Source organism: Mycobacterium sp. UM_WGJ, from assembly GCF_000455125.1.
GTDB lineage: Bacteria > Actinomycetota > Actinomycetes > Mycobacteriales > Mycobacteriaceae > Mycobacterium.
Genome location: NZ_AUWR01000011.1, coordinates 24916 through 50094, shown reverse-complemented (window position 1 = coordinate 50094; position 25179 = coordinate 24916). Strand labels below are relative to the sequence as shown.

At 67.9% G+C, this 25179-nt stretch carries 22 protein-coding genes; 11 read left to right on the top strand and 11 right to left on the bottom strand.

All coding sequences use genetic code 11. The annotated features are described in order from the left end of the window. Window positions 1-25: 25 nt before the first annotated feature. Window positions 26-853, bottom strand: a complete 828-nt coding sequence (locus N416_RS0104660) for a cytochrome c biogenesis CcdA family protein (RefSeq protein ID WP_024440965.1) — start codon at window positions 851-853, stop codon at window positions 26-28. Then, window positions 854-1348: a protein disulfide oxidoreductase gene (locus N416_RS0104655; RefSeq protein WP_125078136.1), complete on the bottom strand. Its 495-nt coding sequence runs from the start codon at window positions 1346-1348 to the stop codon at window positions 854-856. A 62-nt stretch (window positions 1349-1410) separates the two neighbouring features. Here N416_RS0104655 and recC point away from each other — a divergent pair, with 62 nt between their 5' ends. From recC to N416_RS0104625, 6 genes are read left to right on the top strand one after another with little or no spacing between them, the layout of a single operon-like run. Next, a complete protein-coding gene (recC, locus tag N416_RS0104650; protein WP_024440963.1) occupies window positions 1411-4695 on the top strand; it encodes an exodeoxyribonuclease V subunit gamma in 3285 nt (1094 codons plus the stop codon). Next, window positions 4695-7997 (top strand): exodeoxyribonuclease V subunit beta, encoded by a 3303-nt coding sequence (gene recB, locus N416_RS0104645; protein ID WP_024440962.1) that lies wholly within the window; start codon window positions 4695-4697, stop codon window positions 7995-7997. The genes recC and recB overlap by 1 nt, the downstream gene beginning before the upstream one ends. After that, window positions 7994-9742 carry an exodeoxyribonuclease V subunit alpha gene (gene recD, locus N416_RS0104640; RefSeq protein ID WP_051190180.1) on the top strand — a complete coding sequence of 583 codons (1749 nt, stop codon included), beginning with the start codon at window positions 7994-7996 and terminating at the stop codon, window positions 9740-9742. The genes recB and recD overlap by 4 nt, the downstream gene beginning before the upstream one ends. 37 nt (window positions 9743-9779) lie before the next feature. Then, window positions 9780-10052 carry a type II toxin-antitoxin system Phd/YefM family antitoxin gene (locus tag N416_RS0104635; RefSeq protein ID WP_024440960.1) on the top strand — a complete coding sequence of 91 codons (273 nt, stop codon included), beginning with the start codon at window positions 9780-9782 and terminating at the stop codon, window positions 10050-10052. Beyond that, the gene (locus tag N416_RS0104630) at window positions 10052-10450 is read left to right on the top strand and encodes a type II toxin-antitoxin system VapC family toxin (protein WP_024440959.1); all 399 of its coding nucleotides are present in this window, start codon (window positions 10052-10054) and stop codon (window positions 10448-10450) included. Before N416_RS0104635 ends, N416_RS0104630 begins: the two co-directional genes overlap by 1 nt. Window positions 10451-10489: 39 nt before the next feature. Beyond that, window positions 10490-10798: a hypothetical protein gene (locus tag N416_RS0104625; protein ID WP_024440958.1), complete on the top strand. Its 309-nt coding sequence runs from the start codon at window positions 10490-10492 to the stop codon at window positions 10796-10798. 13 nt (window positions 10799-10811) lie between these two features. On the opposite strand, the gene N416_RS0104620 is transcribed toward N416_RS0104625, so the two are convergent. Beyond that, the gene (locus N416_RS0104620) at window positions 10812-11183 is read right to left on the bottom strand and encodes a hypothetical protein (protein WP_036457281.1); all 372 of its coding nucleotides are present in this window, start codon (window positions 11181-11183) and stop codon (window positions 10812-10814) included. Further along, window positions 11183-11398: a hypothetical protein gene (locus tag N416_RS0104615; RefSeq protein ID WP_024440956.1), complete on the bottom strand. Its 216-nt coding sequence runs from the start codon at window positions 11396-11398 to the stop codon at window positions 11183-11185. The genes N416_RS0104620 and N416_RS0104615 overlap by 1 nt, the downstream gene beginning before the upstream one ends. A 236-nt stretch (window positions 11399-11634) precedes the next feature. On the opposite strand from N416_RS0104615, the gene N416_RS0104610 reads away from it, so the two are divergent. From N416_RS0104610 to N416_RS0104595, 4 genes are all read left to right on the top strand, one after another. Next, a complete protein-coding gene (locus tag N416_RS0104610) occupies window positions 11635-12522 on the top strand; it encodes an NYN domain-containing protein (protein WP_024440955.1) in 888 nt (295 codons plus the stop codon). A 137-nt stretch (window positions 12523-12659) separates the two neighbouring features. After that, the gene (locus tag N416_RS0104605; RefSeq protein ID WP_024440954.1) at window positions 12660-13838 is read left to right on the top strand and encodes a glycosyltransferase; all 1179 of its coding nucleotides are present in this window, start codon (window positions 12660-12662) and stop codon (window positions 13836-13838) included. Next, window positions 13835-14857: a hypothetical protein gene (locus N416_RS0104600; RefSeq protein ID WP_024440953.1), complete on the top strand. Its 1023-nt coding sequence runs from the start codon at window positions 13835-13837 to the stop codon at window positions 14855-14857. Before N416_RS0104605 ends, N416_RS0104600 begins: the two co-directional genes overlap by 4 nt. Further along, window positions 14854-16332, top strand: a complete 1479-nt coding sequence (locus N416_RS0104595; RefSeq protein ID WP_024440952.1) for a glycoside hydrolase family 130 protein — start codon at window positions 14854-14856, stop codon at window positions 16330-16332. The genes N416_RS0104600 and N416_RS0104595 overlap by 4 nt, the downstream gene beginning before the upstream one ends. A gap of 20 nt (window positions 16333-16352) precedes the next feature. Here N416_RS0104595 and N416_RS0104590 read toward each other — a convergent pair whose 3' ends face one another. The 4 genes from N416_RS0104590 to N416_RS0104575 are packed head-to-tail and all read right to left on the bottom strand — an operon-like array spanning window position 16353 to window position 21911. Beyond that, on the bottom strand, window positions 16353-17945 hold the full coding sequence (locus N416_RS0104590; protein WP_051190179.1) for a peptide chain release factor 3: 1593 nt from the start codon (window positions 17943-17945) through the stop codon (window positions 16353-16355). A gap of 37 nt (window positions 17946-17982) precedes the next feature. Then, window positions 17983-18603, bottom strand: a complete 621-nt coding sequence (locus N416_RS0104585; protein WP_024440950.1) for a TetR/AcrR family transcriptional regulator — start codon at window positions 18601-18603, stop codon at window positions 17983-17985. A 6-nt stretch (window positions 18604-18609) separates the two neighbouring features. Further along, entirely contained in the window at window positions 18610-21483 is a 2874-nt protein-coding gene (locus N416_RS0104580; protein WP_155943318.1) for an RND family transporter, read from the bottom strand. Next, entirely contained in the window at window positions 21480-21911 is a 432-nt protein-coding gene (locus tag N416_RS0104575; protein WP_024440948.1) for an MmpS family transport accessory protein, read from the bottom strand. Before N416_RS0104575 ends, N416_RS0104580 begins: the two co-directional genes overlap by 4 nt. Window positions 21912-22146: 235 nt before the next feature. On the opposite strand from N416_RS0104575, the gene N416_RS0104565 reads away from it, so the two are divergent. Further along, window positions 22147-23565: an SDR family NAD(P)-dependent oxidoreductase gene (locus tag N416_RS0104565; protein WP_024440947.1), complete on the top strand. Its 1419-nt coding sequence runs from the start codon at window positions 22147-22149 to the stop codon at window positions 23563-23565. Between the two features lie 4 nt (window positions 23566-23569). Here the strand turns inward: N416_RS0104565 and N416_RS0104560 are convergent, their stop codons facing one another. The 3 genes from N416_RS0104560 to N416_RS24115 all read right to left on the bottom strand — a co-directional run bounded on the left by N416_RS0104560 (window position 23570) and on the right by N416_RS24115 (window position 25126). Next, window positions 23570-24406 (bottom strand): SDR family NAD(P)-dependent oxidoreductase, encoded by an 837-nt coding sequence (locus tag N416_RS0104560; protein WP_024440946.1) that lies wholly within the window; start codon window positions 24404-24406, stop codon window positions 23570-23572. Window position 24407: 1 nt separating this feature from the next. Next, complete coding sequence (locus tag N416_RS0104555) at window positions 24408-24881, bottom strand: nuclear transport factor 2 family protein (protein WP_024440945.1); 474 nt, start codon at window positions 24879-24881, stop codon at window positions 24408-24410. A gap of 110 nt (window positions 24882-24991) precedes the next feature. After that, complete coding sequence (locus N416_RS24115) at window positions 24992-25126, bottom strand: hypothetical protein (protein ID WP_255341876.1); 135 nt, start codon at window positions 25124-25126, stop codon at window positions 24992-24994. Between the last annotated feature and the right edge of the window lie 53 nt (window positions 25127-25179).

Here is a 25179-nt window from a genome sequence, read left to right as displayed (position 1 = left end):
ACGAGGGTGACCGGCGGGCGGGGTGTCAACGACCGGGGCGGCGAGCACGTAACAGGGCTCCCACCAGGACGATCGCCAACACCGCCAGCCACGGCCAGGCGCCGTGCTGGTGCACCCACCCGGCGAGCGTGCCCTGGAGCCGTCCCGCCGCGGCCAGCACCGGATCGCCCACGCTGGCGTCGCCCTGGAACAGGCGAACTTCGTAGTAGCCGTAGTAGCCGACGTAGAGTCCCACGGCCACCAGCAGTGCCCCGCTGATCCGGCTCGCGTAGCGGGTGATTCGCCGTATCTTGGCGATCAGCGCGGAGCGGGCCAGCGCCACCGCGATCGCGAGCACCCCGACCAGTAGGCCGAACCCGGCCGCATATGCCAGATAGACCGTCACCGCGTCGCGGCCACCGCGCAAGGCCGCCCCGGTGACCGCCAGGAACGGGCCGATCGTGCAGCCCAGCGACGCGCACGCGTAGCCCACCCCGTAGCCGAGCATCGACCCGATCCGGGCGGTGGGCGCCCATCGTCCGCCGAACGATCCAACCGCGAGTCGGCCGCCCGCCAGCAGCCAAAACCCAAGGGCCACCAGCACCACCCCGATCACCACCGTGGCATAGGGCAGGTAGCGCTGCGCCCGTGCGGCCGCCGTGACGGTGAGCAGCCCGAAGACGCCGAACACCGCCAGAAAGCCCAGGGTCATCGCCGCGGTGGCCGCCAGCGCGCGGCCCACCGCCTGCCGCCCGCCGGTCCGCTCGCCACGCACCACCAATGCCAGGTAGGCGGGCAACAGCGCGAACCCGCACGGATTCAGGGCCGCCACCAACCCTGCGGCGAAGGCCAGCGCGGGCAGGTTCTGGTTCACCTAGGTCAGCGCCGCGACCCGGTCGGACAACTCCTGTTGCGACATCGCCGAGGTGGGGTTGTTCACGAAGGTCGAGGTGCCGTCGGAGCGCTCGAATACGTAGGCGGGCTGCCACGGCACTCCGAATCGGGTCCAGATCGAGCCGTCGGCGTCGTTGAGGTTGGTGAAGTTCAGGTGGTACTTGGCGACGAAGGCCTGCATCGACGCCACATCGGAGCGGCCCGCGACTCCGACGAAGGTCACCCGGGGGTTGGCGGCCGCGACTTGGCTCACCGACGGCGCTTCGGCGTTGCAGAACGGACAACTCGGCCGCCAGAACCACAGCACTACGGGTTTGCCCTGCAGGCTGGCGCCGTTGAAGGGGGTCCCGTCAATGGTCGTGGTGGTGAACTGCAACCGGTCATCTGCGGCGGTGGCGGCCGGTGAGGCGGCCAGCCCGACAACCAGTGCGGCGACAGCGGCCAGTACCAACGTGTAGATCCTCATGTGAGGCATCACGAACGCGGACGGCCGATGGTTCAGCCCACGCGTCGGGGCCGCGGTTTATGGTGGCCGCGATGGGACTGCACCTGCACCGCGCCGAGCGCACCGACGTCCTCGCCGACGGCCTCGGTGCACTGTTGGCGACGCCGCCGGCCGACCCGTTCGCCCAGGAGCTGGTGCTGGTGCCGGCGCGCGGGGTCGAGCGCTGGCTGTCCCAACGTCTGTCGCATGTGTTGGGTGCCGGTCCCGGCGGCGACGGGGTCTGCGCGGGCGTGGAGTTTCGCAACCCGATCTCGCTCATCGCCGAGATCACCGGCGCCGGCGACGACGATCCGTGGTCCCCGGATGCCATGACCTGGCCGCTGTTGGCGGTGATCGACGCGAACCTGGCCGAGCCCTGGTGCGCCACGCTGGCAACGCATTTGGGCCACGCCGACTCCAGCGGAGAAGGTGAGCTGCGGCGCGGCCGGCGCTATGCGGTGGCGCGCCGGCTGGCCGGACTGTTCGCCTCCTATGCCCGGCAGCGCCCGCAGTTGCTGGTCGACTGGAACGCCGGTGCGACCGGTGAATTGCATGAGGACCTGGCCTGGCAGCCGCCGCTGTGGCGGGCGTTGGTGGCCGCCATCGGTATCGATCCCCCACCCGTTCGGCACCGCGATACCGTCGCGCGTCTGCGCCAGGCGCCGACCGACACACTGCCGGCCCGGCTGTCGTTGTTCGGGCACACCCGGTTGGCGTGCACCGACATCGAGTTGCTGGACGCGCTGGCCACTCATCACGACCTGCACCTGTGGTTGCCGCATCCCTCCGACGCGCTGTGGCGCTCGCTCGGCGACGTGCACGGCGTCGTACCGCGCACCGAGGACGACACCCGCCACCACGCCCACCATCCGCTGCTGGAGACGCTGGGCCGCGATCTGCGTGAGCTGCAACGCGGCCTGCCCGCCGCGCCCGACAGTGATGAATTCCTCGATGCCGCAACGCGGCCGGACACGCTCTTGGGTTGGCTGCAATCCGATCTGGGCGCCAATGCGCTGCGCCCAACGGGCCGCCGCCACGCCGCATCAGACCGCTCGGTGCAGGTGCACAGCTGCCACAGCCCGGCGCGGCAGGTCGACGTGCTACGCGAAGTCCTGCTGGGGCTGCTGCACGACGATCCGACGCTGGAGCCCCGCGACATCGTGGTGATGTGCCCCGACATCGAAACCTATGCGCCGTTGATCGTCGCCGATTTCGGTCTGGGCGAGCTCGCCGGCGACACCCACCCGGCGCATCGGTTGCGGGTGCAGCTCGCCGACAGGGCACTGACCCAGACCAATCCGCTGCTCGCGGTGGCCGCCGAACTGCTGGAGATCGCCGGCAGCCGCGCCACCGCCACCGCCGTGCTCAACCTCGCCCACGCCGACCCGGTACGGGCGCGGTTCGGCTTCACCGACAACGATCTGGCCCAGATCACCACCTGGGTGCGTACCGCCAACATCCGCTGGGGTTTTGACCCACACACCCGCGAGCGCTACGGGCTGTCGCACATCGTGCACAACACCTGGAGATTCGGCCTGGACCGCATCTTGACCGGGGTGGCGATGTCCGATGATTCGCAGGCCTGGCTGGGCACCGCGCTCCCCCTCGACGACGTCGGCAGCAGTCAGGTGGAGCTGGCCGGGAAACTGGCCGAGTTCGTGGCCCGGTTGCAGTCGGCGGTCGAGAAGTTGGAGGGCACGCGCCCGCTGGCGGAGTGGATCACCGCGCTGCGCGACGGGGTCGCCGAGCTGGCCGATGCCGGCGCTGATGCCTGGCAGAGCGCGCATCTGCAACGGGAGTTGGCGCAGGTGCTCGACGACGCCGCGGCCCGCAGCGACACCGCCCTGCGGCTACCCGATGTGCGCGTGCTGATGGCCGGGCATCTGGCCGGGCGGCCGACCCGGGCCAACTTCCGCACCGGAACGCTGACGGTGTGCACCATGGTGCCGATGCGGTCGGTGCCACACCGGGTGGTGTGCCTGCTGGGCGTGGACGACGGAGTGTTCCCCCGGCTGAACCTGCCCGACGGCGACGACGTGCTGGCGCGGCGCCCGATGACCGGGGAACGTGACATCCGTTCCGAGGACCGGCAATTGCTGCTGGATGCGATCACCGCGGCCACCGACAAGCTGGTGATCACCTACACCGGCGCCGACGAACACAGCGGCCACCCCCGCCCGCCCGCCGTCCCGTTGGCCGAGTTGCTCGATGCGCTGGATCAGACCACCCCCGAACCGGTGCGCGCGCAGCTTGTTGTGGAGCATCCGCTGCAGCCGTTCGACGTCAAGAACGTCGAACCCGGCCGGCTGATCCCCGATGTGCCGTTCACCTTCGACCCGACCGTGCCGCTGGCCGCCAGAACCGCCGCCGGAATCCGTTGTGCCGCGCGAGAGTTCATCACCGACCCGCTTCCCGCACCGCCGCCGGCAGACGTCGCGCTCGTCGACCTGCTCAAGTTCTTCAAGGACCCGGTCAAGGGCTTTTTCAGTGCGCTGAACTACACCCTGCCGTGGGAGGTCGACGAGGTCGAAGACGGTATGCCGGTCGAGATCGACGCGCTGGGCGAGTGGGCGGTGGGCAACCGAATGCTGCACGACATGCTGCTGGGCACCGACCCGGCCAATGCCATCGCGGCTGAGTGGCGGCGCGGCAGCCTGCCACCCGGGCAACTGGGCTGGCGCACCGCCAAACAGATCCGGGACCGGGTCATGTACCTGGCGGCCGCGGCCTTGGAGCATCGCCAAGGCGCTCCGGCGACTTTTGACATCGATCTGGATCTCGGAGGTGGGCGCCGGCTGACCGGTACCGTCACCCCGGTGTTCGATGCCACCACGGTGTCGGTCAACTACTCCAAACTGCGGGACACCCATCTGTTGCAGGCCTGGATTCCGCTGGTGGCGTTGGCCGCCCAGCGTCCGGACGTCGAGTGGACCGCCCGCTGCATCGGCCGCGACCGCGGCGGCGAGCGCGTCCGGCAGCGGGTGCTCGGGCCGCCACCCAACCCGGTCGAAACATTGCGGGAGCTGGTGTGGCTCTATGACATGGGGCGGCGCGAACCGCTGCCACTGCCGATCAAGACGTCGTTCGCATGGGCAGAGAAGCGTCACGCCGGGCGCGACCCGGTGTCGTATGCGAGCAGTAAATGGGCCACCCAGCGCTATCCCGGTGAGGACGCCGAACCCGCCAGCGTGCGGGTGTGGGGACCGCACGCGCCGTTTGACGTGCTGCAGGCCCCACCACGCCCGGGCGAGGAGTTCGACGGTGAGGACACCCGCCTGGGCGCGCTGGCCGCCCGGCTGTGGCTGCCGCTGCTGCGCGCGGAACGGCGGATGCGCTGATGGAACGCTTCGATCTGCTGGGCCCGCTGCCGGCCCGCGGCACCACCACGGTGCTGGAGGCCAGCGCCGGCACCGGTAAGACGTTCACGCTGGCCGGTCTGGTGACCCGCTACCTGGCCGAGGGTCACGCCACCCTGGACGAGATGTTGTTGATCACCTTCAGCCGCGCCGCCACCCGGGAGCTGCGTGACCGGGTGCGTCGCCAACTGGTGGAGACATTGGCCGCCCTGGACGGCATGTGCGCACAGGAACCCAATGATCTTGTCGCGCATCTGTGCGCCGGTAGCGCCGACGAGCGGGAGCTGAGCCGGCGCCGGCTGCGTGATGCGCTGGCCGGATTCGACGCCGCGACCATCGCCACCACGCATCAGTTCTGTCATCTGGTGCTGAAGTCACTGGGCATCGCCGGTGACACCAGCGCCGGGGTCGAGTTGGTGGAAAGCCTTGACGACCTGGTGATCCGGGTCGTCGACGACCTGTACCTGGCGAAGTTCGGTACCCAGCGCGACGAGGTGGCGCTGAGCTACGCCGACGCGCTGGAACTCGCGCGGCAGGTGGTCTCCGACCCGTATGCCCAGCTGCGCCCGCAGGATCCCGAACCCGACTCGGTGGCCGAGGTGCGGCTGAGATTCGTCGATGCGGTCTGCACCGAATTGGAGTTGCGCAAACGCCAGCTCGGCGTGCTGGGCTATGACGACCTGTTGCGCCGGCTGGCCGGCGCCTTGGAGCCCGAAGACTCGCCGGCCCGCGAACGGATGCGGCAGCGCTGGCCGATCGTGATGGTCGACGAGTTCCAGGACACTGACCCCATCCAGTGGCAGGTGATCGAACGCGGCTTCGTCGGGCATTCGGCGGTGGTGCTGATCGGCGACCCCAAGCAGGCGATCTACGGGTTCCGCGGCGGCGACATCTACACCTATCTGCAGGCGGCCCGCACCGCTGGGCAGCAGCGCACCCTGGCGGTGAACTGGCGCAGCGACTCCGCACTGGTCGAGGCGCTGCAGACGGTGATGGGCGGTGCGGCGCTGGGCGATCCGCAGATCGTGGTCCACGATGTCGAAGCCGCGGTCAGCGGAACCCGGCTGGCCGGTGCGCCCAGCACCGCGCCGTTGCGGCTGCGGGTGGTCGGCCGCGCGACCTTCGGTGTCAGCGCCGATCGTGTCGTCCCGATGACCAAGCTGCGCCGCCATATCCCCGATGATCTGGCCGCCGACGTCGCCGCCTTGTGGGCCAGCGGCGCGACTTTCGACGGCCGTGCGATCAGCCCCGGCGATGTGGCGGTGATCGTGGAGAACAGCAAGGACGCGGCCGCCTGCCAAGAAGCCTTGCTGCGGGCGGGGATTCCCGCGGTGTTCACCGGCGACGCCGACGTGTTCTCCTCGGCCGCGGCCGCCGACTGGTTGTGTCTTTTGGAGGCGTTCGAGGCAACGCATCGCGCCGGGCTGGTGCGGGCCGCCGCGGCGACGGTGTTCTTCGGCCATACCGCCGCTACCCTGGCCGACGGTGGTGACACGTTGACCGACCAGGTGGCGTCCACGTTGCGGGACTGGTCCGATGAACTGCGTCTGCACGGGCCGGCGGCGGTGTTCGAGGCGGCGCAGTTGGCCGGCCTCAAGCGCCGGTTGCTCGGCGAGTACGGCGGGGAACGCACCATGACTGATCTGGCGCATGTGGCGCAGCTGCTACATGAGGCCGCGCACCGCGACCGGTTGGGCCTGCCGGCGTTGCGGGATTGGTTGCGCCGTCAGTGCACGGAAAGAAACGGTGGCGGGCAGCACAATCGCCGGCTCGACTCCGACGCGGCCGCCGTGCAGATCCTGACGGTGTGGGGCTCCAAGGGCTTGCAGTTTCCGATCGTGTACCTGCCGTTCGCGTTCAACCGGCACATGTTCGACGAGGCCATCCCGCTCTACCACGAAGCCGGTGTGCGTTGCCGGCACGTCGGCGGCCCGAACAGTTCCGACCACAACGAGGTGCAGCGGTTGAGCGTGGCCGAGGCCGCCCGCAATGACATTCGGCTCGCCTATGTGGCGTTGACCCGCGCGCAGTCGCAGGTGGTGGCGTGGTGGGCGGCGTCCTACGACGAACCCAACGGCGGCCTGTCCCGGTTGCTGCGGGGCCGGTGCCGTGGCGAGGCGCCGGTACCGGATCGCTGCGAGCCCAAGCCGTCCGACGACGAAGCGCTGAGCTGCTTTCGGGAGTGGGAGGCCGCCGGCGGTCTGGTCATCGAGGAGTCGGTGATCGCCCCGCTGGCCCCGGTCGCCTCGGCACAGCCTCCGGATGGCTTGGAAGCACGGCACTTCCACCGCCACATCGACACCGGCTGGCGGCGCACGTCGTATTCGGGGCTGATCCGGCATGCCTCCGAAGGCGTGGCAGATGTGGCGGGCGCGGCGTCCGGGGTGCACAGCGAGCCGGAGCTGACCGCCCGCGACGACGAGGCCGACGACGTGCCCGTGGCGGTGGCGGCGCCGCCGGACGGCGCGGATCTGGTCTCGCCGATGGCCGAGTTGCCGGCGGGGGCGGCGTTCGGTTCGTTGGTGCACGCGGTGTTGGAGACCGCCGATCCGTTCGCCGCCGACCTGGCGGCCGAGCTGGAAGCCCAGGTAAGCCTGCACGCCGCCTGGTGGTCGGTCGACGCCGAGCCGGCCGTATTGGCCGCGGCACTGGTGCCGATGCACGACACCCCGCTGGGGCCGCTGGCCGGTGGGCTGACGCTGCGCGACATCGGCAACCGAGACCGGTTGCGGGAGTTGGATTTCGAGATTCCATTGGCCGGAGGGGATGTTCGGGGGGTGGCGCCGGACCTGCGGCTGGCCGAGGTGGGGACGCTGTTGCGCGAGCATCTGCCGGCTGACGACCCGTTCGCCCCGTATGCCGACCGGCTGGCCACCGAAGCACTGGGCGGCCAGCCGCTGCGCGGATATCTGTCCGGGTCGATCGATGTGGTGCTGCGGGTTCGGCAACAGCGCTTTGTGGTGGTCGACTACAAGACCAACCGGCTGGGCGACACCGCCGCCGACTACGGGTTCGACCGGCTCACCGCGGCGATGCTGCATTCGGATTACCCGTTGCAGGCGCTGTTGTATACCGCGGTGCTGCACCGCTTCCTGCGCTGGCGGCTGCCCGGTTACGACCCCGAGCAGCATCTGGGCGGCGTGCTGTATCTGTTCGTGCGCGGCATGTGCGGGCCGGACACCCCGGTCATCGACGGGCACCGTGCCGGGGTGTTCGACTGGCGGCCGCCGACGGCGCTGGTGGTCGCGTTGTCGGACCTGTTGCACGCAAGGCGGGCGGCATGAGCGAGCTGTTGGAGTGGCGAGTGGCCTCCCGAGCCACCGGACTGCTTCGGGACTTCAATCAGGCAGGCGTATTGGATGCCGCCGATGTGCATGCGGCCCAACGCATCACCGCATTGGCCGGCGAACCCGACGAGACGGTCGCCTTGGCGCTGGCGCTGACCGTGCGGGCGCTGCGGCACGGATCGGTGTGCCTGGATCTGTCATCGGTGGCCGCCGACACCGACGGCGCGGACGTGTCCTGGCCGGCGCCGGGTGCTTGGTTGGCGGCGGTGCGGGGCAGCCGGCTGGTGCAGGAGCAGGTGCTGAGGGTCTATGACATCCCTGCTGGCGGGCTGCTCTACCTCGACCGGTATTGGCGCGAGGAGCAGCAGGTCTGCGCGGACCTGTTGGCGTTGTCGGCGCCCGGGACGGTGCCGGCGGAACTGCCCGCCTTTGAGCGACTGTTTCCGCCCGGCGAGTTCGATGAGCAGCGTGCGGCCGCCGAAATCGCGTTGTCGCAGCCGGTCACGGTGCTCACCGGCGGTCCGGGCACCGGCAAGACGACGACGGTGGCGCGACTGTTGGCACTGTTGGCCGAGCATGCCGAGCGGTCCGGCACGCCCGGGCTGCGGATCGCGTTGGCCGCCCCGACCGGCAAGGCCGCGGCCCGGCTGACCGAGGCGGTCGCCGTGGAGGTGGCCGCGTTGGATCCGGTGGATCAGGCGCGACTGGCCGGATTGGGCGCCACCACGTTGCACACGCTGTTGGGGTCGCGGCCGGACAGCTCGGTGCGGTTCCGCCACGATCGGGCCAACCGGCTGCCGCACGATGTGATCGTCGTCGACGAGACGTCGATGGTGTCGCTGACGTTGATGGCCCGGCTGCTGGAGGCGATGCGCCCGGATGCCCGGCTGATTCTGGTGGGCGACGCCGACCAGCTGGCGTCGGTGGAAGCCGGTGCGGTGCTGGCCGATCTGGTGGACGGGCTGGCGGCGCGGCCGGACACCCGGGTGGCCACGCTGCGGACGTCGCACCGCTTCGGCGAGTCGATCGGGGCGCTGGCGGTGGCGATCCGCGACGGTGATGCCGATACCGCGATCGCGCTGCTGGCCGCCGGCGGCGAGCACGTGGAGTGGATCGACACCGACCACACGGCCGACGTGGCGCAGCGGTTGGCGGCGCTGGTGGTGCCCCACGCGTTGGCGGTGCGCCAGGCGGCGCTGTTCGGTGACGCCACCGCAGCGGCGGCGACGCTGGACGAGCACCGGTTGCTGTGTGCGCACCGGGAGGGCGTGCACGGGGTGCGGCACTGGAACCAGCAGATCCGCCGGTGGGTGGCCGAGCAGACCGGTGACCCGATGTGGACCGAGTGGTATGCCGGACGCCCGTTGCTGGTGACCGCCAATGACTACGGGTTAGGGCTGCGCAACGGCGACACCGGGGCCGTGGTGGTCCGCAATGAGGGCCTGCGCGCGGTGATCTCCACGGCGTCCGGGCCACTGGAGTTCGCCACCAGCCGGCTCGCCGAGGTCGAGACCATGTATGCGATGACGATCCACAAGAGCCAGGGCAGCCAGGCCGGCGAGGTGACCGTGCTGATGCCGCCCGTCGAGTCGCGGCTGTTGACCCGGGAGCTGTTCTACACCGCGGTGACCCGGGCCAAGACGAAGGTCCGGGTGGTGGGGTCGGAGGCTTCGGTGCGGGCGGCGCTGGGCCGCCGGGTGGTGCGGGCCTCCGGGCTGGCGCTGCGACTGCGGGAAGCGTGACCAGCGGTGTACTACAAATTCGTAGTACCATTTTTCTATGTCCGAGGTGCCGGTACGCGAGCTGAATCAGAACACCGCCGGTGTGCTCGCCCGCGTCAAACGGGGCGAACAACTTGAGATCACCGAACGCGGCACGGTGATCGCTCGCCTGGTCCCGGCCGAGGCGGATCCGTTGGCCGAGATGATCAAGGCCGGGCGACTTCACCCTGCGACCGTCGACGGGCCGGCGCCGCGTCCCTCGGGCCCGATCCGCACCGATCATGAGGCCGGCAAAGCGCTTCGCGAAATGCGGGATGACGAGCGCTACTGATGTTGTATCTGGACACGTCGGCGCTGGTGAAACTGATCCGCCGTGAACCGGAGACCGACGCGCTCGCCGATTGGCTCGACGCGCAGCAGTCCGCGCCGTGGGTGTCGTCAACGTTGATCGAGGTCGAACTGCCTCGCGCTATTCGGCGGCTGGACCCCGCCCGCCTGCCCGATGTACCCGCACTGGTATCGCGAGTCTCCCGCTACCAGGTGGATGAGGTGGTTCGGGCCGCCGCTGCGGCCTATTCCGACCCGGCGCTGCGATCCCTAGACGCCATCCATCTAGCGACCGGTCACGCGGTGTTCGGCACCCGGTTGACGGCGTTTGTCGCCTACGACGAACGTCTACGCGCCGCCGCAGGCACCCTCGGTTTGCCAGCCGTCGCTCCAGGACGATGACGGGCTGACCTGTCACACCCCCGGATTACCGTCGCGATCATGGGGAATCGCAAACAGTCGGGCAGCAACGGAACGGGCTTCGCCATCCTCTTGTTCATCGTGCTGCTGTGGTGGCTGCGCTGGCTTGTTCTGGCCGCGGGCGTGATCACCCTCGCCGTGATCGTCACGCGTCGGCTGATGCGCAGCTACACCGCCTACCGCGCCGCCGAAGTCAGCCGGCTGCGCGAAATCCGCCGGCGCGCCGACGTGCAGAACGCCCAGGTGTTGCGCGGGGACCCGCACGGGTTCTTCGGCCACTACCCGCTGCCGGACCCGGAGCTGATTCCGCGCTGGTACAAGGCGGGCTAACGCCGGGCCGGTGCTACGACGACGCGAGTTGCTGCGCGCGCTGGTACGAAACACCCAGTGCCGCACCGATATCGCGCACGGTGAGCCCCTTGGATTTCAACTGGCGTGCGGCCATGCGTCGCTCCCGGGCCGCCTGCGCCTGAGCGTTCGCGGAGTCGGTGGTGAATTTCGCGGCACGTTCCAGATGATGCTGGACGTCGCCGGGCAGCTGCACGTGAATCGAGATATCAAACGAATCTGCGGGAACCTCCCGCCACAGCGCAACCAAGTCGCGGACCAGTGGCTCCACCTCGGCCAGGTTGCGCGCCTGGGAGTATTGGTCGATCTCGCGCACGTGCAGCAGCCAGAAGCGACCGTCGCGGCTGGCATCCACGTGATAGATCATCACCTCCACCACCCCTTCCCCAGCTTTGGCTCGCACTGCCGGTAGATCATCTGGGCGTAACGATCACCAAACTCGTTGTGGCGGCCCAGCGCGATCATGACGCCATCGAGACTGAAGATCGTGTGGTTGGCGCCCTCACGCTTGACCTCAAACACCAGCCCCGCTGACTTCGCCGCCTTGGCAATCTGCCTGATGATCTTCGCCCGCTTAGGCATGGTAGCTGTCTAGGCCGTTCTCGACAATGTTGTCTACCCTGCAGTTGACGGCAGTTGTTTTGCTTGCTGCACGACGCCGACCTCCTTGGCGCCAAAGCCTGACAGGCATCGCCGATGGCGTCACTTCACCCCACGTCACCCACCCGCGTCCCCCCAGCTGTCGCTCAGAGGCGGGCAACTGCCCCATCCCCGCCAACCCATTAGGGATGAGACCAGTGGTGCGCCACACTGGAACCATGACGGAATCCGGCAATACCCGGGTCGCGGTCTACCTCGACTTCGACAACATCGTGATCTCCCGCTACGACCAGGTCAACGGACGCAGTTCGTTTCAAAAGGACAAGTCCAAGGGCCTGTCCAAACAACCGGATCGGCTGGCGCGGGCCACCGTCGATGTCGGGGCGATCATCGATTTCGCATCGTCGTTCGGGACGCTGGTGCTCACCCGCGCCTACGCCGACTGGTCGGCCGAGGTCAACACCGGCTATCGCGCGCAGCTGGTCGGACGAGCGGTCGATCTGGTGCAGTTGTTCCCGGCGGCCGCGTACGGCAAGAACGGCGCGGACATTCGTTTGGCGGTCGACGCGGTCGAGGACATGTTCCGGCTACCGGATCTGACCCATGTCGTGATCGTGGCCGGCGATTCCGACTACATACCACTGGCGCAACGCTGTAAACGCTTGGGCCGCTATGTCGTCGGCATCGGAGTGGCCGGATCGACGAGCCGCGCCCTGGCCGCGGCCTGCGACGACTTCGTCAGCTACGACGCGCTGCCCGGCGTGCCGGTGTTCGAGCCCGCGCCGGCCACCGCCGACGCGGACGCGGACGCCGAGCCGAAGCGGCGCACTCGCCGGGCCAAGGAGGAGCCCGAGGAGCCGCCAGCGCCGGATCCGCAGGACACCGCCACCGGGCTGCTCATCCGCGCGCTGAAGATCGGCCTGGAGAAGGACGACGTCGAGTGGCTGCACAATTCGTCGGTCAAGGCGCAGATGAAGCGAATGGATCCGTCTTTCAGCGAGAAGGCCCTGGGCTACAAGTCATTCAGCGACTTCCTGCGGTCCTACTCGGACCTGGTGGAGCTCGACGAGAGTTCGACGACGCGGCTGGTGCGGTTGCGCGGGTGAGGCCGGCGAAATAGGGGTGTACGCTCGAGAAGGTTGGGAACCGAGCCAGTCCGGGATGAGTCAGCATTTCGCCGTTGATCTTGTAGAGCAATCGCTCGCACCGGGCACACCGGTGACGGCAGTACGTCGGGATCACCATGAATGCTCTGTTCGCTTACCCGCCCCTTACCGCCCCTAAGGCGGAACAACACTTTTCGAGCCCCCCGAGTTTCGGCATCCTCAGTACGTATCCACCGACGCCGTGCGGGCTGGCGACATTCACCACGGCCCTGTCCGACGGACTGTCCGCCAAAGGCGCCGAGGTCAGCGTGGTGCGCATAGCGGATGGGTCGCCTTCCGGCAGTTCCCGAGTCGTCGGGGAGCTGGTCAACGGTTCCGCGAGATCGGTGGCGGCCAGCTCCGAATTGCTCAACCAGAGCGATGTCGCGGTGATCCAGCATGAGTACGGGATCTATGGCGGAGCCGACGGGGAAGAGGTGCTGGATCTGATCGACGGGTTGCGCGTCCCGTCCATCGTGGTCGCTCATACGATCCTCAAAAGCCCTACCCCGCACCAGCGTTGGGTATTCGAAGCGATCGCGGCCAAGGCGGATCAGGTGGTCGTCATGTCGGAGGTCGCCAGTGAGCGTCTACGCCTCGACTTCAACATCGATCGCAACAAGGTCACCACGATCCCGCATGGCGCGGCCGTGCCAAGGCATGCCGCACTGAAGCGTTCGGGCCGACCCACTCTGTTGACCTGGGGGCTACTGGGGCCGGGCAAGGGCATCGAGCGGGTGATCGACGTGATGGGTTCCCTGCATGACCTCCCCGGGCGTCCGCGCTACTTGGTAGCCGGCCGGACGCACCCGAAGGTCCTGGCCGCCGATGGCGAGGCCTACCGGGACGCGCGCGCAGCACAGGCGCGCAGCAGCGGTGTCGCAGGCTCGGTGTCGTTCGACCCCGACTATCGCGGCGTTTCGTCATTGGTCGCGCTAGTCCAGTCCTCAGTGGCGGTCGTCCTGCCCTATGACTCCACCGATCAGGTCACATCTGGCGTCCTGGTCGACGCGATCGCGTGCGGCCGGCCGGTGGTCGCCACCGCCTTCCCGCACGCCGTCGAGCTTCTCGGCAGCGGGGCGGGCATCGTCGTCGGGCACGATGATCCCGACGCGCTGGCCGCGGCCCTGCGCCGGGTGCTGACCGACCCGCGCGTGGCCGGCTCGATGGCCGCCGAGGCCCGCCGGCTGGCTCCGACCATGGCCTGGACGAGCGTCGCCAATGCGTATCTGGGCTTGGCGCGCCGCCAGCTCGCGCAGCGGCCGGCATCGGTATGAGCACCACCGCACCGGCCCCGATCTTCGACCATCTGCTACACATGACGGATCATCGAGGCACCTTCGAGCACGCTTGTTTCGCCGAGCCTCGGCGCGAGCACGGCTACTGCGCCGACGACATGAGCCGTGTTCTCGTCGTTGCGACCCGCCAGCCCCATGCCGACGGGGACGTGCACCGCCTCGCCAGTGTTGCGGTGCGGTTCCTGAACGAGGCGCAAGCCCTCACCGGCGCGTGCCGCAATCGGATGGACAGCTCCGGCGGTTGGACCGACGAGCCGACCCTGGAGGATTGCTGGGGCAGGTGCGTCTGGGGACTCGGGACGGCCGCCGCGCACAGCGAAGTGGGCTGGGTGCGCCAGTCGGCCATCGTGCAGTTCGAGCGCGCCGCCCAGGGGCGGTCGAACTGGCCGCGCGCCATGGCCTTCGCGGCGTTGGGGGCCGCGGAACTGCTGACCGTCAATCCTGACCATCGCGCGGCCCGCGAACTCGTCACCGACTACGCCGCCACCGTCGCCAAACCGAACGGCAACCCGGCCTGGCCGTGGCCCGAGGAACGCCTGACCTACGCGAACGCGGTCTTAGCCGACGCGATGATCGCCGCAGGCGTTGCGCTCGACACGCCGACACTGTGGGGGCGCGGCCTGGATCTGTTGGAGTGGCTGCTCGGATACGAAACGGCAGAGGGGCATCTCTCCCCCACCCCGGCGGGGGGCCGCGGCCCCGACGACGTTCGGCCCGGATTCGACCAGCAGCCGATCGAGGTGGCTACGCTCGCCGACGCGTGCGCTCGCGCCGCCGGCGTCGACGCCAGGCAGATCTGGCCGGACGGGGTCCGAGCGGCCGCGGCGTGGTTCCAGGGCGACAACGACGCGGGACAGCCGATGTGGGATCCCGAGACGGGCGGCGGATTCGACGGTCTGCAGGCCTGCGGGGTGAACCGTAATCAGGGCGCGGAGTCGACCCTGGCTGTGCTGTCGACCCTGCAGCAGGTTCAGCATTTCTCGACTGTGCCGCAATGACTTCGGTGCTTGACGGACTGGTCACGCGCAACCCGCAGCGGCTCGCAGCCGACCCGTCACGCGTTGTCACCCGACTCTTCGTACCCGGCCAGGAGGGTTTCGAGCACCAGGAGTCCCGCGCCGGCGTGGTCCTGCGGCGGATCCTGGCACTGGACGAGGACGAGGTGCGGTCGTCATTGGACGACGTCGGAACACGCTTCGACGGGCGTCACCGCGATCTGGTCGGCACCTTTGGGCGGCACGCCCGAGAACTCGCCGACCGGCTCGATCCCGACCGGGAACTCTCCGAGGTACGCATGTTGCTGCTGGGTGCGACGTTCACCAGCGAATACGCCATCGAGGGTGCGGCATTGTGCAACCCCAGCATCGTGGCGCACCCCGACCAATCGGGAACGGTTGAGGGTGGGCTGCGATTCGTGATGAGCGTGCGGGGCATCGGGGAAGGACATCGTTCCTCGATCGGGTTCCGGACCGGCATCGTCGACGCGGCCGGGCGCGCCACCATCGATGATAAGAGCCCCTTCGCCACAGTCGGAGCAGCCACACCGACCCCGTTGGACGCGGCCATCTTCCGCAGTGAGCTAGCCCGTCTCGACGATGCGGGCGAAGCCAGTCGCTACGTACTCGATGCGCTCGGTGACCGATTCACCCGCGCGGAACTCGATCAGCGACTCGCCACGCTGGAGACCCATCTGAGCACCCGTGGACGCGCCCGAGAGACGATCTCTGCGATCCGCGCCATCGCCGCACGTACCTATGCCGTCGGGTTCTCCGATGCCATACCGCTTTCCGAGCGGGTGCTGTGGCCGGCGATGGACGCTGAGCAGGCCGGGATGGAGGACGCCCGCTTCGCTCGCTTCACCGACGATGACGGGACCCTCAGGTGGCTTGCCACCTACACCGCCTACAGCGGATCTCATATCAGCCAACAGCTCCTGGAGACAACGGATTTCCGATCCTTTACCTCCACACCGATCGTCGGTTCCGCCGCGGCCAACAAAGGACTGGCGTTGTTTCCGCGCCGGATCCACGGCCGATTCGCAGCCCTGTCGAGGGCGGACCGCGAATCGAATGCGATCGCCTACTCCGATCACTTATCGGTATGGCCGAGCGCGGTTCCCGTGCAGCGGCCGGCGCAGGCGTGGGAGGCGTTGCAACTGGGGAACTGTGGTCCGCCCATCGAGACCGAGGCGGGCTGGCTGGTGCTCACCCACGGCGTGGGCCCGATGCGTACCTATCGCGTCGGAGCGGTTCTCCTCGATCTCGACGATCCGACCCGGATTGTCGGTCGGCTACGCCAACCGCTGCTGAGCCCCGCCAGCGACGAGCAGGACGGCTATGTGCCGAACGTAATCTACTCCTGCGGCGCTCTGGTACATGCCGACACCCTGGTACTGCCGTACGGTATCGGCGACGCCGCCATCGGCATCGCCACCGTGCCACTTCCCGAACTGCTTGCCGCACTGGGCGACTGAGGGCTCGCGGTGGCGGTCGGTTACCCCTCCGCGGCCACCAAGGACCGGAGCTGCACGGCGGGGTTGTCGCGTTGGAAACCCTGCAGCCGCCAGGCGTTGGAGAACAACACCAGGTGCACGCCGTCGGTGCGGGTCAAGACTTCCGCCAACGACTGTTTGTTCACGAAGTCGACGTCGTCGGCGTCCACGATCCGCGCGACCTGATACGGCAGCGGCTCCAGCGTGATCGGCGCGCCCATCTCGCTGGCCATCCGGTGTGCGGCCACCTCGAACTGCATCGGGCCGACCGCGGCAAGCACCGGCGCCTGCTCACCGCGGCGATCGGAGACCAGCACCTGCACCACGCCCTCTTGGTCCAACTGCTCGATACCGCGACGAAACTGCTTGTGCTTGCTGGGATCGACGTTGCGCGCCACCGAGAAGTGCTCGGGCGAGAAGCTCGGGATCGGCGGATACTGCACGGGCACATCGCAATACAGCGTGTCGCCGGGACGCAGGGCGGCAGCGTTGGCCAGCCCGATCACATCGCCGGGCCAGGCGGTGTCCAAGGTGGAGCGCTGCTGGCCGAACACCGACTGGGCGTACTTGGTGACAAACGGCTTGCCGCTCGCGGCGTGGGTGAGCACGTCGCCACGTTCGAAGGTGCCCGAGTACACCCGCGCGAAAGCGATGCGGTCGCGGTGGGCGGAGTCCATTCCGGCCTGCACCTTGAACACGAAGGCGCTGAACGGTGCGTCGGTGGCGCGCCGGCCGCCGTCGACGTCGAGCGCCCCGCTGGGCGCCGGCGCCAACTCGGTGAGCACGTCGAGCAGCTGATTCACGCCGAAGTTCAATGCCGCCGAGGTGAACAGCACCGGTGTCGCCGTGCAGTCCAGGAACGCCTCGCGGTCGAAGTCGGATCCGTCGGCCGACAGCAGCTCGCACTCTTCGACGGCGGTGTCCCAGTCATCGCCGGCCGCGGCATGCGCATCGGCCGCGGCGATGTGCTCCTCGGGCGCCGCGGTCGCGCCCCCGGCGGTACGGGTGAACCGGATGAAGTTGCCGGACCGGCGGTCGAGCACCCCGTCGAATTCTCCGGCGATGCCGACCGGCCAGGTCAGCGGGGTGGGGCGCAGCCCGATGCGGGTGTGGATCTCGTCCATCAATTCCAGGGCATGCCGGCCGGGACGGTCCCATTTGTTGATCACCGTGATGATCGGGATCCGACGATGCCGGCACACCTGGAACAGCTTGAGGGTCTGCGGTTCCAGTCCTTTCGCGGCGTCGATGAGCATGACCGCGGAGTCGACGGCGGTCAGCACCCGGTAGGTGTCTTCGGAGAAGTCGGCGTGGCCGGGAGTGTCGAGCAGGTTGATGACGCAGTCCTGCCCCTTGGGGGTGCGGTAGGGGAACTGCAGGGCCGTCGAGGTGATGGAGATGCCGCGGGCCTTCTCCATCTCCATCCAGTCCGACACCGTGGCACGGCGACCGGATTTGCCGTGCACCGCGCCGGCCTCGGTGATGGCCTTGGCGTGCAGCACCAGCGCTTCGGTCAAGGTGGATTTGCCGGCGTCGGGGTGGCTGATCACGGCGAAGGTGCGGCGTCGGCCTGCCTCGGTGGAGATGTCGGTCATTGCGCCAGCGATTGTATTTGCGACCTCGCGCGAATCACTAATCGGCGCTCGCCGCCAGGACAGCGGGAAGCACCAGCGTGTCGATGACCTGCCGGGCGAACTTCGCATCGAAGCTCTGGCCACTCATGACCCGGATCAGACCCACCCCGGCAAGCACATCGGCGATCAGCGACCAGTCCCGGCCGGGCGCCACCTCGCCGCGGTCGGCGGCCCGCTGAAGGATGGTGGTCACCACCCGTCTGCCCTTGAGCAGCAGCATGTCGTCGAGCGCCGAGGCCAGGTGTGGGTCGTGGGCGGCCTCGGCCGCGACCCGCAGCACCACGTCGTTGGGGATCAGCGCGTCGTCGGTGCGCGCCATCCGTCCCACCAACGCGTCGAAATCGCCGGCCAGGCTGCCGGTGTCGGCGACGTCGTCGTCCATCAGGTCGGGTCGCCAGTACACCAGCGCATCGGCGATCAGCGCCGCCTTCGACGACCAGCGGCGGTAGATGGCGGCCTTGCCGACGCCGGCTCGTGCTGCGATGTCGTTCATGTTGGTGTCGTCGTAGCCGTTCTCGGCCAAGGCGGCCAACGCGGCATCGAGGATCGCGGGATCACGCGACCGATCGAGCCGCCCATCGGTGCGCCTGCGCAATTTCGATTCCGTGTCTGCCGTCACCGTCACTCACCCGCTCGCGGTCGGAATGGGCGCGGTGTCGTCTCGGGCCGGCTGCGGTCCGGGTCCGCTGCGGTCCGGCCGCGTGATCTCAAAAGTGTTGAGCGGCCACCAGAACCAGCGGCCCAGCGCCGCGGCGATCGATGGTGTCATAAATGCCCGGACGATCAACGTGTCGATGATCAGGCCGATACCGATAGTCGTACCGAGCTGACCGACCACGCGCAGGTCACTGACGATCATCGCCATCATGGTGAAGGCGAACACCAGGCCCGCCGCGGTGACCACCCGCCCGGTGGCCCCCACCCCGCGGATGATGCCGGTGTTGAGCCCGGCGCTGATCTCTTCCCGCAGGCGCGAGACCACCAGGAGGTTGTAGTCCGAGCCCACCGCCAGCAGGATCACCATCGACAGCGGGATCACGATCCACTGCACGCCCAGGCCCAGGATGTCCTGCCACAGCAGAACCGACAATCCGCACGCGATACCCAGGGATGCGGCCACGGTGCCGACGATCACCAGGGCGGCCACCACGCTGCGGGTGATGATCAGCATGATCGCGAAGATCAGGATCAGCGACGCGATGAGCACGATCATCAGGTCGATGACGACGCCGTCCTGCATGTCGGCGTACAGCGATGCGGTACCGGCGAGCGAGACCTTGGCGCTGGCCAGCGGGGTGCCCTTGAGGGCGTCGGCGACAACGTCTTTGAGGTCCCGGACATGAGCGATGCCCTGCACCGAGGCCGGGTCGCCCTGGTGGGTGATGATCATCCGGACCGACTTGTGGTCGGGCGACATGAACATCTTGATGCCGCGTTTGAAGTCAGGATTGTCGAACACATCCGGCGGCATGTAGAAGAAATCGTCGTTCTTGGCCTGATCGAAGTACAGGCCTATCTCCGTCTCACCTTTGGCCAATTCCTGTTGCTGGGCCTGGGTTCCGGCCATGGTGCTGTGGGTCGCGAGCATGAAGTCGCGCATCGTCGTCATCGAGTCGATGGTGTTCTGCAGAACCGGCAGCATCTGCGGCAGCACTTTATCCAGACGGTCCATGTCGACGGTGAGGTTCTGGATCTGTTCGTCGAGTTGGTCGATGCCGTCCACGGTGTCGAAGATCGATCGCAGTGCGTTGCAGATCGGGATGTCGAAGCAGTGCGGTTCCCAGTAGAAGTAGTTGCGGAACACCCGGAAGAAATCGTCGAAATCGGCTATATGGTCTCGCAATTGATCGGTGGTGTCGGCCATGTCGTGGGTCCGGGCGACCATGCTGTGGGTGACTTCGGTCATCTCCTTGGTGATGGCGTACATGCGCTCCATGTTGGCGACGGTCTTGCTCATCTCGTCGGCCTGTTCGAGCATCTGAGCCGAGTTGTCGTTGTTGAACTTCGCGGCCTGCAGGGTGCCGGCGTTCTGCGCGCCGAGCAGGAATGGGATCGAGCTGTGCTCGATCGGCGCGCCCAGTGGGCGGGTGATGGTCTGCACCCGGTCGATGCCACGCATCCGAAAGACGCTCTTGGCGACCTTCTCGATCACCAGCATGTCTGCTGGGGTGCGCAGGTCATGATCGGTTTCGAGCATCAGCAGTTCGGGGTTCATCCGGGCTTGGGAGAAGTGCCGGTCCGCGACCGCCATGGCCAGGTTGGCCGGCATATCGGCGGGAGTGAACTTCTGGTCGTTGTACTGCGGCACATACGTCAGCAAGCTGATGAAACCCACGACGGCCAGCGCGCCGCTCATCAAGATGACCGGGACGGGCCAGCGGACGGTGATGGTTCCGACCTTGCGCCAGTTCCGCGTCGAGAGTTTCTGTTTGGGGTCGAGCAGCCCGAATTTCGAAGCCACGGTGAGGATCGCCGGGGCCAGTGTCAGGGATGCGGCGATGACCACCAGGATCGCGATCGCGCAGGGCGGACCCATGGTCTGAAAGTAGGGCAGCGTGGTCATGCTCAGGCACATCAAGGCGCCGACGATGGTCAACCCCGAACCCAGGATGACGTGCGAGACGCCGCTGTAGGAGACATAGAAGGCCTCTTCGGGATCGAGGCCGTTTGCTCTCTCTTCGTGATATCGGCCGAGGAGAAAGATCAGGTAGTCGGTGATCGCCGCGATGGACAGCATCGTCACCATGCTCACCGCATACGGGGTCAGGCCGATGATGTTCAGGTTGCCGACGGCGGCCGTAACGCTCATTGCGGCAAACAGTCCCAGGCCGATGGCGACCATGGAGATCAGCATGGTCACCACCGAGCGGTAGATGGCGAGCAGCATCACGATGATGATGGCGACCGACACAAACTCCAGCCGATGCATGCTTTGATGCCCGGCGACACTGGTGTCGGCATTGAGGACCGTGTTACCCGCGACATGGGCCTTGATACCCGGCGGCGGGGGCACCGAGGCGACGATGTCGCGCACCGCCGCCACCGACTCGTGGCTTTCGGTGGTGCCCTGTGAGCCATTGAGGAAGATCTGCACATAGGCGGACTTGCCGTCCACGCTCTGTGAACCCGCCGCGGTCAGCGGATCACTCCAGAAGTCCTGAACGTTCTGCACGTGCTCGTGATCGGCCTCGAGTTTGGCGACGATCTGGTCGTAGAAGGCGTGCGCGGCCTCCCCGACCGGCTCGTCGCTCTCGAGCACGACCATCGCCGTGGAGTCCGAGTCGTACTGCTGAAACACCTTGCCGATATTGAGCATCGCCGCATACGAGGGGGCGCCGGTGGGGCTGATCGGAACCGACCGGGTGGCCGCGACCTCGCCCAGTGACGGGATTACCGCCCCCAGGACGATCACGAGCAGCACCCAGAACAAGATGATCGGCAGCGAGAAGACCCGGACCATCCGCGCCAAGAAGGAGCGGTGGGTCTGCGGCCGGCTCATACGGATTTCACCAAGCAGTAGATGAACGGTTTGATGGTGTCGTCGCTGGTCCGCTCATCGCGCACTTCGTCGTCGACGGTCACCCGGCATCGAAGGTCGCGGGTGTTGCGGTCGCCCTGAGCCATGATGTTGGCCGACATCGACGGCAGTGTCGTCACGATCGTGAACGACCAGGGCAACGATACGTTTTCGATGAGATTGGGTTGCCCGTTCTCGTCGAGGTAGTTGAGGTTCGCGGTCCCGCCGGTCCCGGTGATCTCGTAGGTGATGTGCTTCGGGTTGAAGTTCTCGGTGATTGCCGACCCCTCCGCCAGATTCGGGCCCTGGTGGCCCACGGATTGGCGAATCCGGGAAATGGCGTACCCGCCCAGTGCCACGACGACCACCAGCAGTAGCGGAATCCAGAACCGCTTCATCAGTCGGAACACCGGGTGCAGGCCTCTCGGTCGTTCGGGTCGATCAGATCCAGACGGGGGCAACCCGGCTCGCGCGACGCCCACTACAGGCGAAGAAACCATGCTGCCAACCGATACGGAACCCGAGTTCCGCGCGTAGAGCGATGCTTAGATTACCTGATGATCTGACCGCGTGGAACGGCCTTGGCCCCAATCGCGGGTCCGTCGTGTTTCTGCCGGTCGTTACGGGCCCGTACCCTTACCAGGCGTGACCGTCATCGACCCGGAAAGGCTCGCCACCTGCCTACAGGTGCTCGCCGAGATCGACTCGCTGCCACCGGAGCACCCGGACGCCGTGGCCGTGCGCCGGGCCACCGCCCGCATGTTCAAGGCGGTCAAGAAGGCCCGCCGGACCGCCCGACGCGATGCGGTGGCCGCCGCCGACCAGGCCGTCATCGCCGCCACCGCCACCGGGGCACCGGGCCGCATCGACGACGAGACGCAGGGCATTCCGCTGGTCTCAGCCGCGGTCGGGGCGTCGGCGGGCACGCTGCTGCGCTCGCGGGCCTGCTACATCTGCAAGACCCACTACACCCAGGTGGACGCGTTCTATCACCAGCTCTGCCCGGGGTGTGCCGCCATGAGCCGGGCCAAGCGGGATGCGCGCACCGACCTGTCCGGACGACGGGCCCTGCTCACCGGCGGGCGGGCCAAGATCGGCATGTACATCGCGCTGCGGTTGCTGCGCGACGGTGCACACACCACCATCACCACCCGGTTTCCCAACGATGCCGTGCGCCGCTTCGCCGCGATGCCCGATAGCGCCGACTGGCTGCATCGACTGCAGGTGGTGGGTATCGACCTGCGCGACCCGGCGCAGGTTGTCGCGCTGGCGGACACGGTCGCCGCCCAGGGCCCGTTGGACATCCTGATCAACAACGCCGCGCAGACGGTGCGGCGCGCACCGGGTTCCTATGCCGCCCTGGTCGAGGCCGAGCGCACCCCCGCGGGCGAGCTGGTGGATGTGATCACTTTCGACCATGTCAGTGACGCCCACCCGGCGGCCCTGGCCGGCAGCCTCGCCGAGCACCAGACACCGCACGCGCTGACTGAACTGGCCCTGACCGCCCGCAGCGCGTCCCCCGAGCGGATCGCCGCCGGTACCGCAATCGACGCGGGCGGGCTGTTGCCCGACACCGCCGCGGTCAACAGCTGGACCCAGCGGGTGCACGAGGTCGACGCCCTGGAGCTGCTCGAGGTGCAGCTGTGCAATCAGACCGCGCCGTTCATCTTGGTGAGTCGGCTTCGCCCGGCCATGGCGGCGGCTCCCGCCCGCCGTAAGTACGTGGTGAATGTGTCGGCGATGGAGGGACAGTTCAGCCGTCGCTACAAGGGCCCGGGCCACCCGCACACCAACATGGCCAAGGCCGCGCTGAACATGCTGACCCGCACCAGTGCCGCCGAAATGTTGGAGAACGACGGCATCCTGATGACTGCGGTGGACACCGGCTGGATCACTGATGAGCGCCCGCATCCCACCAAGCTGCGCCTGGCCGAGGAGGGCTTTCACGCCCCGTTGGATCTGGTCGACGGCGCCGCCCGGGTCTACGACCCGATCGTGCGCGGGGAAGCCGGCGAAGATCTGTACGGGTGCTTCCTCAAGGACTACGCGCCCAGCAACTGGTAGCCGGTCAATACAGTGGGCCGCCGCCGAACAGGCTGCGGTGCGAATCCGGCTGGTTTCCCTCGATGTCGGTGACGTCGTAGTCCTGCGCGGTCTCGGCGGTGATCAGGGTGTGCCCGCTGCGGGCAGCAAGGTCGGGGTCATCGGCCAGGGCCGCGACGACGCGGCCGATGAACTCCGGAGTTTCGGCGTTGGCCAGCGGGAAGCCTTGGAAGTTGTCCAGGCCACGGGCCATGAAGCCTTGCATGACTTCGTTTTTCACCAGGCCGGGCCACAGCGATACCGCGCTCACCCCGGTCCCGGTCAGCTCGACGGCCATGTCGGCGGCCATCTTGTCCAGCCCGGCCTTGGACATGCCGTAGAGCACCGAGTGCAGATGCCCGCGGGCCCCGAACGAGGAGATGTTGGCGATCAGACCGGCGCCGCGCGGGACCATCAGCTGCGCGGCGTGCACCGAGGCGACGTAGTGGGCGCGCAGGCCCACCCCGATCAGGGTGTCCCAATCGGTCAGTGGGCGCTGCCAGAACTTCTCGGTGAACCCGGCGAACCCCTTGGGTGCGGCCCAGACGTTGTTGACCAGCAGATCCAGCCGGCCGTCGCACTCGTCGGCGATGCGGGCGAACAGCGCGGCGATCTGCTCGTCGTCGCGGTGGTCGCATTGCACGGGTATGCCGCGTCCGCCGCGCTCGGTGACTTCGGCCGCGGTCTGATCCAGTGGCCCGTCGGCGCCGACTTCGCCGCGCGCGGTGACGTAGACGGTCCAGCCGTGCGAGCCGAGGGCCAGTGCGATGCCCTTGCCGACGCTGCGACTGGCACCGGTGACCAACGCGATTCGGGTGCTCATCTCAGGCCTCCACGATCGCGTCGCCGAGCGGTCGGGTGATCACCCAGAACTGGCGGAAATGGCTGCGGGCCATTTTCCAGGCTCCGTCCTCGATCACGTAGTCGTCGTCGTACTCGCCGGTGAGCAGGCGTTCGGTGCGCTCAATCATGTTGAGCTGGCGGAATTTCAGCGTCCATCGTCCGGTGGCCGTGCCGGGGCCGGTGATGGTGATATCGGGGTGCATACCGTGGTGCATGTCCAGGATCACCGGTTTGCCGTCCACCTTGTGCAGCGCGATCCGGGTGAAGACCTCCGCGATCTGATCGGCGTCGTCGAACCCGCCCAGCGGTCCGTAATGAATGTCGGCCCCGCGATTGATGAAGCAGGCCCGGAAGGTCTCGGGGTCTTTGGCGTCACAGGCCCGGAAGTAGCGGTGCTTGAGGGCTTTGATCGCCTCGATCTGTTCGAGCGCGGTCAGCCGCTCCTCAGGGGTCATCGCTCGACGATAGTTGTCGGTGCCTCGTGCTGCGGTGGGGCACGGGAAATATGCCGGCGACCTATGGCTGCCGGGAGGTCATGCGCGGGAAAACGCGCCCCTCTCGCGAATCAGCAGATTCGGCCGGCGAAGAACGCCGCCGATACCAGAGCGACGCACAACGCCACCGTCGTCTGCCCCATCATGCTGGCGCCGACGGTCGCGGTGGCAGCGGTGATGCCGAGACCGCTCAGAAAAGTGGTCATTGCCCCATCTCCTGTGGTGTGCGTCACATCGACGATTCCAACGTGGTCTACAC

Bases quoted from the DNA above. Each gene is read 5' to 3' on its own strand.
- N416_RS0104655 (WP_125078136.1), bottom strand. From the start codon at position 1,348: ATGCCTCACATGAGGATCTACACGTTGGTACTGGCCGCTGTCGCCGCA.
- recC (WP_024440963.1), top strand. From the start codon at position 1,411: ATGGGACTGCACCTGCACCGCGCCGAGCGCACCGACGTCCTCGCCGAC.
- recB (WP_024440962.1), top strand. From the start codon at position 4,695: ATGGAACGCTTCGATCTGCTGGGCCCGCTGCCGGCCCGCGGCACCACC.
- recD (WP_051190180.1), top strand. From the start codon at position 7,994: ATGAGCGAGCTGTTGGAGTGGCGAGTGGCCTCCCGAGCCACCGGACTG.
- N416_RS0104635 (WP_024440960.1), top strand. From the start codon at position 9,780: ATGTCCGAGGTGCCGGTACGCGAGCTGAATCAGAACACCGCCGGTGTG.
- N416_RS0104630 (WP_024440959.1), top strand. From the start codon at position 10,052: ATGTTGTATCTGGACACGTCGGCGCTGGTGAAACTGATCCGCCGTGAA.
- N416_RS0104625 (WP_024440958.1), top strand. From the start codon at position 10,490: ATGGGGAATCGCAAACAGTCGGGCAGCAACGGAACGGGCTTCGCCATC.
- N416_RS0104620 (WP_036457281.1), bottom strand. From the start codon at position 11,183: ATGATCTATCACGTGGATGCCAGCCGCGACGGTCGCTTCTGGCTGCTG.
- N416_RS0104615 (WP_024440956.1), bottom strand. From the start codon at position 11,398: ATGCCTAAGCGGGCGAAGATCATCAGGCAGATTGCCAAGGCGGCGAAG.
- N416_RS0104610 (WP_024440955.1), top strand. From the start codon at position 11,635: ATGACGGAATCCGGCAATACCCGGGTCGCGGTCTACCTCGACTTCGAC.
- N416_RS0104605 (WP_024440954.1), top strand. From the start codon at position 12,660: ATGAATGCTCTGTTCGCTTACCCGCCCCTTACCGCCCCTAAGGCGGAA.
- N416_RS0104600 (WP_024440953.1), top strand. From the start codon at position 13,835: ATGAGCACCACCGCACCGGCCCCGATCTTCGACCATCTGCTACACATG.
- N416_RS0104595 (WP_024440952.1), top strand. From the start codon at position 14,854: ATGACTTCGGTGCTTGACGGACTGGTCACGCGCAACCCGCAGCGGCTC.
- N416_RS0104590 (WP_051190179.1), bottom strand. From the start codon at position 17,945: ATGACCGACATCTCCACCGAGGCAGGCCGACGCCGCACCTTCGCCGTG.
- N416_RS0104580 (WP_155943318.1), bottom strand. From the start codon at position 21,483: ATGAGCCGGCCGCAGACCCACCGCTCCTTCTTGGCGCGGATGGTCCGG.
- N416_RS0104560 (WP_024440946.1), bottom strand. From the start codon at position 24,406: ATGAGCACCCGAATCGCGTTGGTCACCGGTGCCAGTCGCAGCGTCGGC.
- N416_RS0104555 (WP_024440945.1), bottom strand. From the start codon at position 24,881: ATGACCCCTGAGGAGCGGCTGACCGCGCTCGAACAGATCGAGGCGATC.
- N416_RS24115 (WP_255341876.1), bottom strand. From the start codon at position 25,126: ATGACCACTTTTCTGAGCGGTCTCGGCATCACCGCTGCCACCGCGACC.